General features: G+C 70.0%; 12 protein-coding genes and 1 pseudogene. 9 read left to right on the top strand and 4 right to left on the bottom strand.

Annotated elements, in window-relative coordinates:
* The first annotated feature begins 218 nt into the window (after positions 1–218).
* The gene (locus tag ACNFOC_RS01530; protein WP_416955763.1) at positions 219–1,256 is read left to right on the top strand and encodes a LacI family DNA-binding transcriptional regulator; all 1,038 of its coding nucleotides are present in this window, start codon (positions 219–221) and stop codon (positions 1,254–1,256) included.
* 90 nt (positions 1,257–1,346) lie between these two features.
* Here ACNFOC_RS01530 and ACNFOC_RS01535 read toward each other — a convergent pair.
* Positions 1,347–1,581, bottom strand: a pseudogene (locus ACNFOC_RS01535) (transposase family protein); the annotation flags it as partial.
* A gap of 178 nt (positions 1,582–1,759) precedes the next feature.
* On the opposite strand from ACNFOC_RS01535, the gene ACNFOC_RS01540 reads away from it, so the two are divergent.
* The gene (locus ACNFOC_RS01540) at positions 1,760–3,199 is read left to right on the top strand and encodes a hypothetical protein (protein ID WP_416955765.1); all 1,440 of its coding nucleotides are present in this window, start codon (positions 1,760–1,762) and stop codon (positions 3,197–3,199) included.
* Positions 3,196–4,338 (top strand): ARPP-2 domain-containing protein, encoded by a 1,143-nt coding sequence (locus ACNFOC_RS01545; RefSeq protein ID WP_416955767.1) that lies wholly within the window; start codon positions 3,196–3,198, stop codon positions 4,336–4,338. The genes ACNFOC_RS01540 and ACNFOC_RS01545 overlap by 4 nt, the downstream gene beginning before the upstream one ends.
* A gap of 101 nt (positions 4,339–4,439) precedes the next feature.
* On the opposite strand, the gene ACNFOC_RS01550 is transcribed toward ACNFOC_RS01545, so the two are convergent.
* Complete coding sequence (locus ACNFOC_RS01550; protein WP_416955769.1) at positions 4,440–5,012, bottom strand: TetR/AcrR family transcriptional regulator; 573 nt, start codon at positions 5,010–5,012, stop codon at positions 4,440–4,442.
* A 144-nt stretch (positions 5,013–5,156) separates the two neighbouring features.
* On the opposite strand from ACNFOC_RS01550, the gene ACNFOC_RS01555 reads away from it, so the two are divergent.
* The gene (locus ACNFOC_RS01555) at positions 5,157–5,894 is read left to right on the top strand and encodes an SDR family oxidoreductase (protein ID WP_416955771.1); all 738 of its coding nucleotides are present in this window, start codon (positions 5,157–5,159) and stop codon (positions 5,892–5,894) included.
* Between the two features lie 727 nt (positions 5,895–6,621).
* Here the strand turns inward: ACNFOC_RS01555 and ACNFOC_RS01560 are convergent.
* A complete protein-coding gene (locus tag ACNFOC_RS01560; protein WP_416955773.1) occupies positions 6,622–6,840 on the bottom strand; it encodes a hypothetical protein in 219 nt (72 codons plus the stop codon).
* On the opposite strand from ACNFOC_RS01560, the gene ACNFOC_RS01565 reads away from it, so the two are divergent.
* On the top strand, positions 6,831–7,058 hold the full coding sequence (locus ACNFOC_RS01565) for a hypothetical protein (protein WP_416955775.1): 228 nt from the start codon (positions 6,831–6,833) through the stop codon (positions 7,056–7,058). The two genes, ACNFOC_RS01560 and ACNFOC_RS01565, sit on opposite strands and share 10 nt — an antisense overlap.
* Positions 7,055–8,236 (top strand): MFS transporter, encoded by a 1,182-nt coding sequence (locus ACNFOC_RS01570; RefSeq protein ID WP_416955777.1) that lies wholly within the window; start codon positions 7,055–7,057, stop codon positions 8,234–8,236. Before ACNFOC_RS01565 ends, ACNFOC_RS01570 begins: the two co-directional genes overlap by 4 nt.
* A 7-nt stretch (positions 8,237–8,243) precedes the next feature.
* Here the strand turns inward: ACNFOC_RS01570 and ACNFOC_RS01575 are convergent, their stop codons facing one another.
* Positions 8,244–8,930 (bottom strand): response regulator transcription factor, encoded by a 687-nt coding sequence (locus ACNFOC_RS01575; protein WP_416955779.1) that lies wholly within the window; start codon positions 8,928–8,930, stop codon positions 8,244–8,246.
* A 626-nt stretch (positions 8,931–9,556) separates the two neighbouring features.
* Between ACNFOC_RS01575 and ACNFOC_RS01580 the strand changes: the two genes are divergently transcribed.
* The 3 genes from ACNFOC_RS01580 to ACNFOC_RS01590 are packed head-to-tail and all read left to right on the top strand — an operon-like array spanning position 9,557 to position 12,620.
* Positions 9,557–9,844, top strand: a complete 288-nt coding sequence (locus tag ACNFOC_RS01580; protein WP_416955781.1) for a hypothetical protein — start codon at positions 9,557–9,559, stop codon at positions 9,842–9,844.
* A complete protein-coding gene (locus ACNFOC_RS01585; protein ID WP_416955783.1) occupies positions 9,844–12,111 on the top strand; it encodes a heavy metal translocating P-type ATPase in 2,268 nt (755 codons plus the stop codon). Before ACNFOC_RS01580 ends, ACNFOC_RS01585 begins: the two co-directional genes overlap by 1 nt.
* Complete coding sequence (locus ACNFOC_RS01590; protein ID WP_416955785.1) at positions 12,108–12,620, top strand: copper chaperone PCu(A)C; 513 nt, start codon at positions 12,108–12,110, stop codon at positions 12,618–12,620. Before ACNFOC_RS01585 ends, ACNFOC_RS01590 begins: the two co-directional genes overlap by 4 nt.
* The last annotated feature ends 269 nt before the right edge of the window (positions 12,621–12,889 follow it).

Raw genomic sequence — 12,889 nt, forward strand, 5'->3', positions numbered from 1 at the left:
TCCCGTCGGGACAACGCCTTGTGGGACCACTCTGTGGGATCGATTGCACAGCACCGTGGCACCGCCCAGAGGCGCCGGTCAACCTCGTTCTGGCCGGAAACTGCTGGCGAAACGTATTGTTTACGCCACCGACTCGACCGCGTCTGACATGATGGCGATCACGGCTCGGCGCGTGAGAAGAGCCGCATGGGATCGATTTCATGATCGGGGGTGGGCCGGTGGCCGTCACCTTGGACCAGGTGGCCGAGGCGGCAGGGGTCTCCAAGAGCACGGCCTCGCGGGTGCTCAGCGGTTCCAGTCGGGTCAGTGCGCAGACGAAGCGCGCGGTGCAGTCCGCGGCGGAACGCCTCGGCTACCGCCCCAACCGGATCGCCAGCGGACTGCGCACCAGGCGCAGCAACCTCGTCGGGCTGGTGATAACCAACCTGGTGAACGCCTCGTTCCACCGCATCACCGAGGTGCTCCAGCAGCGGCTGGACGAACGCGGTTACCAGGTGCTGCTGTGCGTCACGGACTCGGACCCGGCGCGCGAACGCCGTTACCTGGACATGCTGTTGGACCACCGCGTCGACGGCCTGATCATCGTGGGTACGGGTGACAACACCGCGACGGTCCGGGAGGTGAGCGCGGCCGGCATCCCCGTGGTCAACCTGATGCGTACGCCCGAGAGCGCGCCCGGTGACTCGGTGATGGCCAGCGACCGGGACGGCGCCGAACTAGCCGTCCGACATCTCCTTGACCTCGGGCACCGGAACATCGCCTTCATCGGCGGCCCGCCCCACGTCGACTCCGGACGCGACCGCTACGCGGGATTCACCGTGGCCCTGACCACCGCGGGACTCGAACCCGACCCCGCCCTGTGCGCGCGCGGCCCGTACACCGTGCCGTTCGGCGCGGAGGCGGTCATGCGGCTGATGGCCGCGGACAACCCGCCCACCGCGCTGTACAGCGCCAACCACGAAGCGACGTTCGGGGTGCTCGGAGGACTGGTGCAGCTCGGGGTCCGGGTGCCGGAGCAGCTCTCGCTCGTGTGCCACGAGGAGGCGCCCTGGTTCCCGTACTGGCACCCGCCGATCACCGTCGTCGACAACGGCGCCCGCGACCTCGGCGAACTCGCCGCCGAGCAACTGCTGCGCCGCATCGACAGCCGCCCCGACCACGACGACCCCGTCCCGGAGAACACCGGCCGACTCATCCGCGTCGGCTCCCGGCTGGTGGTACGCGACTCGACGGCGGCCCCGGGACGGCCGGGCTGAGGGCGTCTCTGTTTACCTCCGCTGTACGCCATGTGACGTGCGAACTCCGTACCGTTGGCGGCCTGCAATGCTCTGGATTCAGTGAGCGTTTCAGTGTTTCCTCTCCGGGCCGAGAATGGTTTCGGCGATGACGGTCATGCGTTGGGGCTGATGCGGGATTCGCGCAAGACCTGCCAGGACTTCAGTCGCGCCATGCCGCGTTCGACGGGAGCTCGGGCCTGGGCGAGGACGCGGTTCACGCTGCGCCGGGTGGGGTGAGTTCTCTGCCGGGCGGACGCCTCAGGCCAGTGGTGACGTGCAGGCCGGCACCGGTGCAGGCGTGGTCGTCGACGCGCGCCGAAAGTCGGTGGAGGGCTTGTGGCCTGCTCTGTTACGGTCCTGGGGCCGGCCGCGGGACTCCGGTGCGACTTCCGGAACCTGCCTATGAAGCAATGATTCGCAGCTCGTGCCCCCATTCCCCGGCCGGCGTCCACACCTACGGGGGACGACGGGGGATGAGTCGGATGGATTCGTACGGGGACCTCATCGCGGCCGACGACGTCCTGCTCTTCGTCAACGCGGCGATCACCTCCACCGGCCAGCGCGAATTCCACAGCGACGCGGCCGAGCAGCGACTGTCGTTGGACTTCCTCCACGCGTACATGCTGGGGAACTACCGTGACCTGTACGCCGGGGTTCTCGCGCTCGACATCAACGACCACAACGCGGTCCTCGTCATCCGCCGCCTGCTGGAGACCGCCGGTGAGGCCACCGCCGACCAGCGTCGCAGCGAGGGCCGGCTGATCGCGGGCCGGCTGGCGACACTGCCACCGCAGCGCGTGTACAGGCTGTTCGACGCCCTGCGCCGGGCCCGGGTGAACAACCGTCGCAGCCGCGCGATCATGCGTGACTGGCTGTCCGCCCGCCCGGACGCGGCGTTCGACGCCGTGAAGTACCGCGGCGGCCTCAAGCGAGCCCTCCGCCACGCCCATCTCGCGCCCGCCACCGAGGAGTTGGGGGCGTTCGTGTTCGCGCCGCTGACCCGCAAGCACTACGAGACACCCCTCCTGGAGACATGGCGGCGCGCGCACTACGAGCAGGCCGCACTGTACGAGCTGCCCTACACGGCCGCCGAGGGCTTCGCCGCCAAGCACGGCATCCCCCGGAAGGTGTTCCTGGAGCGCATAGCCCCGAGGATGACCCGCCTGGAGACCCTGCGGCTGCGGGACTCCGCGCACAGGGCCGGCGCCACCGGGATACCGGCGGACCTGGCCAGGATGCCGCTGACCCGGTTGGCGACCTATGTGCTGTCGCTGCCGGTCGAGGACCGTCTGCGCCGCCGCGCCGAGCTGACCCACGCCCTGGAATCGGCCGCAGGCCGGGTCGCCGGACCGCACCGGGGGAGCTGGGGCAAGGTCACCGCCGTACTGGACGACAGTTTCTCCACCTTCGGCTCGGTCCACAAGCGGCGCCGGCCACTGGCCGTCGCCCTGGCCTGCCACCATCTCCTCGCGGCCCTCGCCGGCGACTACACCGGGCTGTGGACGTCCGGGCGGACCGACCCGCTGCTGGCCCGTCCGTACGGCCCGACGCCGTTGGGCCGCCGGATCCTGGACGCGCTGGACACCGCGCCGTCCAGACTGGTGATCGTCTCCGACGGCTGGGACAACGCGCCTCCCGGCCTGGCCGGTGAGGTGCTGCGCGTCTTCAGAACCCGGCTCGACCCCGAGCGCCGCACCAGCGTCGTGCACCTCAACCCGGTCTACGACGCCGCCGACTTCGACGTCCGCCGACTGTCCCCGACGGTGCCCACCGCCGGTGTCCGAGACGCCGAGGACCTTCCCGCGCTGGTGGAACTCGCCCAGTTCGCGGAGGGCCGGACCGGACTGGCCGAACTCATCACCTACATGGACACCCGGGCGACCCGCATGCTCGACGCCACCCACCAGGAGCGGGCGCGATGACCACACTCGACCTGACCGGCCTGACCACCCGCCCCTCCCAGATCTGGGGCGGCGTCCGCCTCGTACCGCTCGTACGCGACGAGCCCGTCGTCGACCTCCGCCTGAACCCACGGCTCTACGACGACACGGTCGGCCTCGTCGAGGTCGGCCCGCGACAGGCCTACATCTCCTACGTCCCGCACGGCTTCGTCGCCACCTGGACCGGCGACGGCACACCGGCAGCCGCCTACGGCACCCAGCTCTCCGCGGACGCCGCCCCGGTGCCGACCGCCACGATGGGCCTGCGCATCCACCGCAGAATGGCCCGCCGCCAGGCCAAGGACCGGCTGCGCTTCCTCCCCATGCACCTCGCGCTGGAGGGCTACCTGGCACTGCACTTCGGCGGCCCCTCGATCGCCTGGGAGGAATGGTCGCAGCGCGCGATCCGCCAAGGACTCTCCCCACGCGTCGAGGAGGCCTACGCGGGCGCCGAAGTACGCGGCCTCGCCGAGGCGTTGCGCGTCTTCGAGATCCACCCCGGCCAGTGCGGCGTGATGGTCTACGTCTCGGACGCGTTGGCGGCCGCGTTCGTGGTCCCGCATCCCGACGACTACCGGGCGCTGCACTCGTCGCTTCTCCAGGATCTGTACGGCGAACTGATCCACCACTACGCCCTGTTGATGCCGCCGGTACAGGACTTCCGGGCCCGTGTCCCCGACGCGGAGATCCGCTCCCTGGCCCAGCTGCGCACGGCGGCCGCCGAACAGGAGCGCGCCTGGGCGCAGTTCCACGACACCACCATGGCGACCGAACTGCTGGAGCAGGAGCACACCTGGCAGTCGGTCCACCGGATGGGGCGTTTCACCCTCTCCCGCTTCCTGCCGCAGTTCCGCCCCAAGCAGGGCAACCACATCGGCGAGGCCATCACCGACGACAGGGGCCGGATCACCTACCTCAAGACATTTCGCCTGTCGGAAAGCCAGGTCCGCCGCGGACACCTCCTCAGCAGGCTCGCCGCCAACGACTGGCACCTGGCGGACACCGCGGCCGAACTCGGCCTCAGCGACGATCAGTTGGGGCTACGGCTGGACTCCGCCGGCTTCGGCTTCCTGCTCCGCCAGGACATCCTGGACGGATACCGGAAGCAGCGACGAACCTGAGACCACCGAGGACGAACTCGGAACAACTTCCGGTCAGGCGGCCCGAGATCATCGCCGGACGTGACCAGGTCGGACCGTAAGGAACAAGCTCGGAGGCGGCATCACGACCGGGCAGCCAGTCCGTCCAGGGTGAGGTCGAGCAGGCGTTCGGCCTGCTTTCGTTGTTCGGGCTGTGCTGAGGTGAGGGCGATGCCTGCGAGGGCGGCGCCCATGTCGGACGGGCTGATGTCGGTGCGGATCGTTCCGGCGGCTGCGCATGCGTCCATCAGGGCGGTAATGGCAGCCTGGATCATCTCCCGGCTGTGGCCGTAGGGGTTCTCTCCCGTAGCGGCGATGGCGCGCAGGGCGTCGGCCATGCCGAGTTTGGCAGTGACGTAGTCCAGGAAGAGGCGTGTCCAAGCACGTAGGGCTTCGTGTGGCGGCTTCGTCGCCAGAAGGTCGGGGACCGCGTCGCACAGCTGGGCCACCTCGTTGCGGTAGACCGCCTCGATCAGAGCTTCGCGGGTGGGGAAGTTGCGATACAGGGTCGCGCTGCCCACGCCCGCCGCCTTGGCGATGCGCTCCAGATGCGCGTCCAGTCCCTCCTCGGTGAACACGCTCACCGCAGCCGTGAGGATCTTGTCCCGGTTGCGTCGCGCGTCGGCACGCAACGGGCGTTGTGCGTCTTTGGCCATCGGCGGCTGCCGTCTCCTCTCCGGTCTTCCGCAGTTGCTAATCGGAGGCGCCCCCACTTAGTCTCCGATAAGTGGGGGAGACCCCAGTTCCACTGTAGGTCATGGCCTGAACTGTGCGCATTCACCCTGTAAGGATTGGTGATCATGTCGGGAATCGAAGGCAAGGTAGTAGCGATCACAGGTGCCAGCAGCGGCATCGGAGCGGCAACGGCGACGTACCTCGCCGAGAAGGGGGCCCGGCTCGTACTGGGAGCCCGACGGGAAGACCGGCTGAACGCGGTGGTGGACCAGATCACCGCGCGGGGCGGCTCAGCCGTCGGGGCCGTCATCGACGTGACGCGCCGGGAGGACTTGAAGCTCCTCACGGACACGGCAGTCGACCGGTTCGGCCGACTCGACGTCCTGGTTTCCAACGCCGGCACGATGGCGGTGTCACCGTTCGACGAGCTGCGCCAGGACGACTGGGACGCGATGGTCGCGACGCACATCACCGGCCTGCTGAACGGGATCGGAGCGGCACTGCCCGTCTTCCGGCGGCAGCGTTCCGGCCAGTTCGTCAACGTCGCCTCGACCGCGGCCTACATAGTGAAATCACCGCAAGGCGTCTACGCGGCCACCAAGACGGCGGTCAAAGTACTGACCGAGGGGCTGCGGCAGGAGTCCGGTCCCCACCTGCGTGTCACTCTCGTCTCACCCGGGTTCACCAACACCGAGGGAGTTGGCAAGGGAGCGAGCCCCGAGGCAGCGGCGGCGCTGGTCCGACAGCGCGACGAGATCGCCATCCCGCCCTCCGCCATCGCGTCCGCGATCGGTTTCGCGATCGAGCAGCCCATCGGTGTCGACATCAGCGAGGTCGTCGTCCGGCCCACCGTGCAAGCCTGACGTGACGACCGGCAGGGACAACCGCGTTCGATGGGGCGGGATTGGACACAGGCACTGAGCTTGCCGTTTAACGTTCCGTTGGGTGAGTTGCCCGTCGTCGTCAGCCGCCTCCTCGGCGTCAGTCAGAGCACCGCGGACACGTGGCGACTCATCGCCGCAGGAGAGCACGCCTCCTACGCCGTACACCTGGTCCGTCGCTGAGCACCCCGCCCCACCAGCCGCGCCGCGGACGCACATCCAACGAATACGACACAGAGAGCGTCCTCCGGGTTCTCGTGCCCAGAGCCACCCACTCCACCAGGTTCGGTCCGGGGCTGTGGGCGACGCTTCCGGGCGCCGCCGCGAGTGACGAAGTGAAGCTCCTGCCAGGCGGGATGTCGACCAGGACCAACCTGCTCGCTCGGAGCTTCGTCCACCCACCGGAGATCGATCCGCCGAGTCTGGTCCTTCGATTCCAGTCCGGGTGGGCCCTTGTGGTCCCAGTGGTCCAAAGGCCCGGCACACGGGCGTGGGCAGCGGGCTTCTCCACATTCTGAGGAGAGGACCCGTGATTCGTTCCATGTCGGCGGGAGAACAAATCGCGTGATCAGGCTCATGTTCGTCGGGATCTCCGCGGATAGAGTCACGGCTCGGTGCGGCCCCGGCGGGGCCCGGGTGAGTGGTGCCAGGAGCTGCCGGACGGTCGCGGACCGTCGAGGCGAGGAGATCGCGTGAGGATCGATGCGGGTCACGGCACGCTGTTCGACCATCCGAAGGAGTCGCGCGAGCGGGTCATCAAGGCGGTGCGCCACCGCGGTGTGGTTGTTCCGGAGCGGGGGTCGAGCTTCTTCATCCACCTCAGCGAGCTGTGCCCGGTCGCGTGTGAGCACTGCATGTACGCGTCGGACCTGACGCGGAAGGCGACGGCGAAGGACTCGCTGTCGCGGCCGGGGCTGGATGCGGCCACTGCTGGCGGACTCCTGCAAGATCTCCCGGCATGCTGCCGCCGTGCTGTGCTCGTCCGACCGGGCCACCCACACCCTGACCGGCGAGGGGATCGACGTGCTGGGTTTCCGGTTGCACGAGGCGCTGGACGGTGACGTCGTGACACCCGACCTCGGCGAACTCGACGCCGGGGACCTGTTCAGCGGCGTGTCCCTCTTCCTGCGGAACGCTTCTGCATGAGCACACAGGCACCACGCGTCGAGCGACGCGTCCTTCCCGAACGCGGCACCGTCGCGCTCGTCTACGCGGCGGGGGTGTCGGCCGGGATGGCTCTGGGCCGGTTCATTTCCCTCAGCTCCGGCGTACGCGGCGACTTCGGGCTCTCGCTCGCCGCGTTCGGGTGGCTGGTCTCGGGCATCACCGTGGTCGGGGCGGCGCTCGCCCTTCCCGCCGGGCTGTGGATCGCGCGCGGCGATCTCGGCCGGGTGCTCAGCGCCGGGCTCGCCGTGATGCTGCTGGGCGGGATCCTGGAGGTCGTCTCCCCGTCGGTCCTCCTGCTGTACACCGCGCGCATGCTGGAGGGCTGCGGCTACCTGCTCGTGGTGATCACCGGGCCGCTGGTGCTGTCCGCCCGGTGCAGACCGGCTACGGAGCGTGGCGCGCTCGCTCTGTGGAGCACGTTCATTCCCGTCGGCATGGCGCTCGCCTCGGCTGCCGGAACTCTGGCCGGTGTACTGGGCTGGCGGCTGACCGCCGTGCTGACCGTGGTGCCCGCCGTGGTGCCGCTGGTGGGTGCTCGCACCTGGCTGACCGGGACCGGCACCAACGACGCACGTCAGCACCGTGGGACCGCGGGTGGGCTGCGCCCGGTGCTGTGGCTGTCGGTGTCCTTCAGCCTCATCGCGCTGCTGGGGGTCACCGTGATCGCGCTGCTGCCCGACCTCGCCGACCACCGGGGCGTCCCGGCGGCTCTGGGCAGCGCGAGCACGGCCGTGGTGTCCCTGGCCAGTGTTCCCGGCGGGCTGGCCGCCGGCCTGCTCATGCACCGAGGGCTCACCCCGCGCCGGCTCGCCGTGGCCGCGCTCGCGATGCCGTGCGCCGCCGTCGTGATCTATCAGGTCAGCCCCTGGGCGGCGGTCGCTGCCGGGGCGGCGGTGTTGATGGGCGCCAACGGACTCGTCCTCGCCGCCCTCTACGCGAGCATGCCGACGCTTGCCCGATCCCCCTACGCGCTGCGCCGCGGCTACGGCCTGCTCAACCAGGCGGGCTGTCTGGGCAGCCTCTTCGGCCCACCCGTCTTCGGGTTCACCGTCACGCATACCGGCTGGGCCGCCGCCACCGTCCTGGTGACACTGATCAGCCTGACCGGTCTGGCCCTGTTCTGGACCGCCACCCGGACCGCGGCTGCGGCGGGCTGATGCCGGGTCAGCCCGGCTGCACGGGAGCCGTGGGCACACTGAAACCGGACTGGTAGGCGAACACGATGAGCTGGGCACGATCGCGCACGCCGAGCTTCTGCCGCACGTGGTACAGGTGCGAGCGGACCGTGGTCACCTCAAGCGTCAGCTTCTGGGAGATCTCGTCGTCGGACATCCCCGCCGCCACCAGCAGCAGTGCTTGACGCTCCCGCGGGGTCAGCGCGTTCAGCTTCTCCTGGCTGGCGGCCACGGGTTTGGCATGGCGCCAGAACAGCCAATCGATCAGACGCCGGGTCACCGCACCGGTGGCGGCGGCGTCACCCGCGGCCAGGGCGCGTACCGCGCGGATCACCTCGGCCGGCGGCGTCTGCTTCACCAGATACCCATACGCCCCCGCCCCCAGGGCCTTCATGACCGAGACGTCGTCGGTACGGGTGCTGAACATGAGGACCTCCGGCACGGGCTTGCCACCGGAACTCTTGGTCACCCGGGTCACGACGTCCAGCCCCGACAGCCCCGCCAGACGGAAATCGGTGATCAGTACGTCGGGCGACAGCCGCCGCACCAGTGAGAGTGCCTCTGTCCCGTCGCCCGTGGTGCCGACGACTTCGATGCCCGGATCGCTGCTGAGCGTCGCCGCCAGCCCGTCCCGTACCACCGGGAGCTCATCGCAGATCAGCACACGTATCGTCACGATCCAACACTACCGTTACGTGAGAGTTGAGGGCGGTTCGTCACGTGAGGGTTACGTCACGATGACGGTGGGCGCCTGTCTGCCTGGAGAGGGCCGCGGGCTCCGGGCGGCCGATCCGAATGCCGGCATCGGAGTGCGCCGCCGTGCCGGCGGGGATGGCGTCGAGGGGTTCGTCGACGCGGCGGCCGAGTGCGACCGGTTTGACTGAACCGGCGAACCTTGATCCCCGACGACCGCTGAACGGGCTACTCGGAACCCATCTTTGAACCTGGATCAATCGGCACGCATCGGCCGGACGCTACGTGCCGACTGTCCGGTCGACAAGTCCCCATCCCGCGACGGGACTTGCATCGGCGTGGGCGCGTCGTGGCCGGCGTCATGGCCCTTCCTCGACGTAGTGGTCCGCTGTCGCAGCGGTGCGGGTTGCCCTGTCGGCGGAGACCCGCCGACAGGGCAACCGTCCATCCAGTCAGTGACCGACCTTCCAGGCAGTGACCGACTTTCATGTGACGCACGCCACAAATTCGTGTCGGAACTCGGAACCCGTCCCGTCCGACTCCTGAAGTGATGCGGCTCGATCCCACGACTTCCGACCTGTGCCGCGCGACGCGATCTGGAGACCGGTGATGGACGAGTCCCGACAATCCCCCTCCGGCGTGGGTGCGGTGCTGCGGAAGCTCGCGCCCCCTCCCGCGCTCTGTGGCTTTCTCCTGCTGCTGGCCCTCATGTTCACGACCTCGTACGCAGTCGGGGCCGGCGCCGGACCCATCGCGCCCGGCATGCACGGCACCAGCGGCACCAGCGGCACGAGCGGCGGCGAAACCAGCGGAACCGGCGGCACCGGAGTCGCCGGCGGGACCGGAAGCGGAAGCGGGGGCATGGGGGACATGGACATGCACGGGGGAGGCAACTGATGGGCGCCGAAGCGATGGCAGTCCTAGTGACGACCGATCTCACGGTCGGCGGCATGACCTGCGCCGCCTGCGTGAAGCGCGTCGAGAAGAAGCTCGGCAAGCTGGACGGCGTCACCGCGACCGTCAATCTGGCCACCGGGCGGGCCCGCGTGAGCCATCCGCCGGAGATCGGTCCCGAGGAACTCGTCGCTACGGTCGAGAAGGCCGGCTACACGGCCGCCCTTCCCCTGCCGCCGAAGAAGAAGGAACAGCAACGCGCCCAGGGCGACGAGGAGTTCGAACAGGCGCGGCGGGAGCGCGACCGGCTGCTGGTCACGGCGTTGCTCGCGGTGCCAGTCCTCGTGCTGTCGATGGTGCCCGGCCTACAGTTCCGCAACTGGCAGTGGCTGTGTTTCGCGCTGGCCGCGCCGGTCGCCGTGTGGGGCGCGTGGCCGTTCCATGTGCGGGCGGTACGGGGGTTGCGGCACTCGGCGGCCACCATGGACACGCTGGTGTCCCTCGGCGTCGCGGCCTCTTTCTCCTGGTCCGCGTACGCGCTCTTCCTCGGCGGCGCCGGAGATCCCGGGATGCGGATGCCGTTCACGTTGGTCCCTTCCGCGTCGGACGGCGTGGCCCACATCTATCTCGAAGCGGCCGTCGGCGTACCGCTGTTCGTGCTCGCGGGCCGCTTCCTGGAGGCACGGGCCCGGCGCGGTACCGGGGCGGCACTGCGGTCACTCGCGCAACTCGCGGCGAAGAACGTCTCGGTGCGCGAAGGCGGTGTCGAACGACTCGTCCCCATTGAGGAGTTGGGGGTCGGGCAGGTATTCCTCGTGCGGCCCGGCGAGCGGGTCGCCACCGACGGGCAGGTGGCGGAGGGCAGTTCGGCCGTGGATCTGTCCCTGGTCACCGGCGAGAGCGAGCCCGTCGAGGTCGGGCCGGGCTCGGCTGTGGTCGGTGGGGCCGTCAACTCCGGTGGGCTGCTTCTCGTACGGGCCACTGCCGTCGGGGCGGACACCCAACTCGCCCGTATCACCCGGCTGGTGACCGAGGCGCAGGCGGGGAAGGCGAAGGCGCAACGGCTCGCCGACGCGGTCGCGGGGGTCTTCGTGCCCGTCGTGCTGGCGCTGGCTGTCACGGCGCTCGGGTTCTGGCTCGGTGCCGGGGCCGATCCGCAGGCCGCACTCACCGCGTGCGTGGCCGTCCTGGTCGTGGCCTGCCCGTGTGCGCTGGGCCTGGCGACCCCGACCGCGTTGATGGCCGCGACCGGCCGGGGCGCCCAACTGGGCGTCCTCGTCAGCGGTCCGCAGGCCCTGGAGGGGCTCCGGCATCTCGACACCGTCGTCCTCGACAAGACCGGCACGCTCACCTCCGGGCACATGACCGTCGCCTGGGTCACGGCTGTACCGGGCGGGCTGGGGAAGGGCGCGGTGCTGCGGCTGGCCGGCGCGGTCGAGCAGGGTTCGGAACATCCGCTGGGCCGGGCGATCACTGCGTATGCCCAACGTGCTTTGCCTGAACGGGCGTTGCCGGACGTGAGCGAGTTCCTTGCCCTGCCGGGCAAGGGGGTGCGAGGCCGGATCGGGGGACTGCTGGTCGAAGTCCTCGCCCCGGACGGTGAGTTGCCCGGCGCTCTCGCGGATGCCCTGTCCGTGGCGGAGGCCGCCGCGCACACTCCGGTACTGGTGCGGGTGGACGGCGTGCCTGAGGCGCTGATCGAGATCGGGGATGTCGTACGCCCCGGAAGCTACCGCGCCGTCGACCAGTTGCGGTGCCTCGGCGTGCGGCCCGTGCTCGCCACCGGCGACCGGGAGGCACCCGCCCGGGCCGTCGCGGCGGCGCTGGGCATCGACGTGGTGCACGCCCGCTGCACACCCGAGGGCAAGGCCGACCTCGTGCGGGACCTACAGGATCAGGGCCACCGGGTCGCGGTCATCGGAGACGGCGTGAACGACGCCGCGGCACTCGCCGTGGCCGACCTCGGGATCGCCATGGGTACTGGCACGGACGTGGCCATCGGGGCCGCCGACGTGACCCTCGTACGTGGCGACATCGAGGCCCTCGCGGACGCCGTGCGACTGGCCCGGCGCACCCTGGGCACGATCCGCACCAATCTCGTGTGGGCCTTCGGCTACAACGTCGTGACCGTGCCGCTCGCCATGGTCGGCCTGCTCAACCCCATGCTCGCGGCCGCTGCCATGTCGGTCAGCTCGGTGCTGGTCGTCGCCAACAGCCTGCGGCTGCGCGGTTGGCAGCCGACGGCGGCCGCTGGGAGGCGTACCCGATGAACGGACCACACCCTTGGCGGCCGACCCGCCGCCGACTCACCGACACCCTGCTCGCCGCGGTCGCGCCCGTCGCCGTGTGCGGCGTCGCCCTGGCCGGTCTGACGGCCTGGGCCGGCGCGGGCAAGGCGGGAAGCCCGGCCCGGATCACCGTCTCGAACAGCCGGGTCTACCTGCCCTACGGCGACAACACGGACACCGCCGCGTTCTTCGACGTCTCCAACCTCGGTGGCGCGGACGACCGCCTCGTCGGGGTGACGTCCTCCGCCACGGGAGGGGAGATCGCCCTCAGCCGCCATCGCATGGCGGACGGCGCGATCGCCTACAAGGCCGACGTGGCTTCCGTCGTCGTATCGGCGGGCCGTGAACTGTCCATGTCGCCGGAGGGCCTGGACGTGACCCTGCGGGCCGAGGCGGGCTGGCAGGCGGGCGACCTCGTGCCGTTCACACTGCGATTCGAGCGCAGCGGAGCGGTGAAGACGATCGCGGTGGTGGTCCGGCCGCGCTCATGACACAGGTGCCGTGAACGCCATGAGCGGACGGCCACCAGGACCTCCGGGCAGACATCGGCCCCGCCGACCGCGCAGGCGGTGGCGGTGGCCGTCTGTTTGCATTCGCCAAGCATGCCCACGGCCCGGACGAGGTCTTCGTTCCTGAGACGGCCGGCGCAGGTGACGCTGTCGAGGAGTTTCCGTGTCTGGAGCATGGTGTCCACCAGTGAACGGAGGAGAAGGAGCTATTGCCTCGACGGCGCCAGTACCGCAGTTCCCTCTCCATAGAA

Origin of the sequence: Streptomyces colwelliae (genome assembly GCF_048158785.1) — a bacterium.
GTDB lineage: Bacteria > Actinomycetota > Actinomycetes > Streptomycetales > Streptomycetaceae > Streptomyces.

Coding starts and splice junctions, on each gene's coding strand:
- ACNFOC_RS01540 (WP_416955765.1), top strand. CDS start 1,760: ATGGATTCGTACGGGGACCTCATCGCGGCCGACGACGTCCTGCTCTTC.
- ACNFOC_RS01545 (WP_416955767.1), top strand. CDS start 3,196: ATGACCACACTCGACCTGACCGGCCTGACCACCCGCCCCTCCCAGATC.
- ACNFOC_RS01550 (WP_416955769.1), bottom strand. CDS start 5,012: ATGGCCAAAGACGCACAACGCCCGTTGCGTGCCGACGCGCGACGCAAC.
- ACNFOC_RS01555 (WP_416955771.1), top strand. CDS start 5,157: ATGTCGGGAATCGAAGGCAAGGTAGTAGCGATCACAGGTGCCAGCAGC.
- ACNFOC_RS01565 (WP_416955775.1), top strand. CDS start 6,831: ATGCGGCCACTGCTGGCGGACTCCTGCAAGATCTCCCGGCATGCTGCC.
- ACNFOC_RS01570 (WP_416955777.1), top strand. CDS start 7,055: ATGAGCACACAGGCACCACGCGTCGAGCGACGCGTCCTTCCCGAACGC.
- ACNFOC_RS01580 (WP_416955781.1), top strand. CDS start 9,557: ATGGACGAGTCCCGACAATCCCCCTCCGGCGTGGGTGCGGTGCTGCGG.
- ACNFOC_RS01585 (WP_416955783.1), top strand. CDS start 9,844: ATGGGCGCCGAAGCGATGGCAGTCCTAGTGACGACCGATCTCACGGTC.
- ACNFOC_RS01590 (WP_416955785.1), top strand. CDS start 12,108: ATGAACGGACCACACCCTTGGCGGCCGACCCGCCGCCGACTCACCGAC.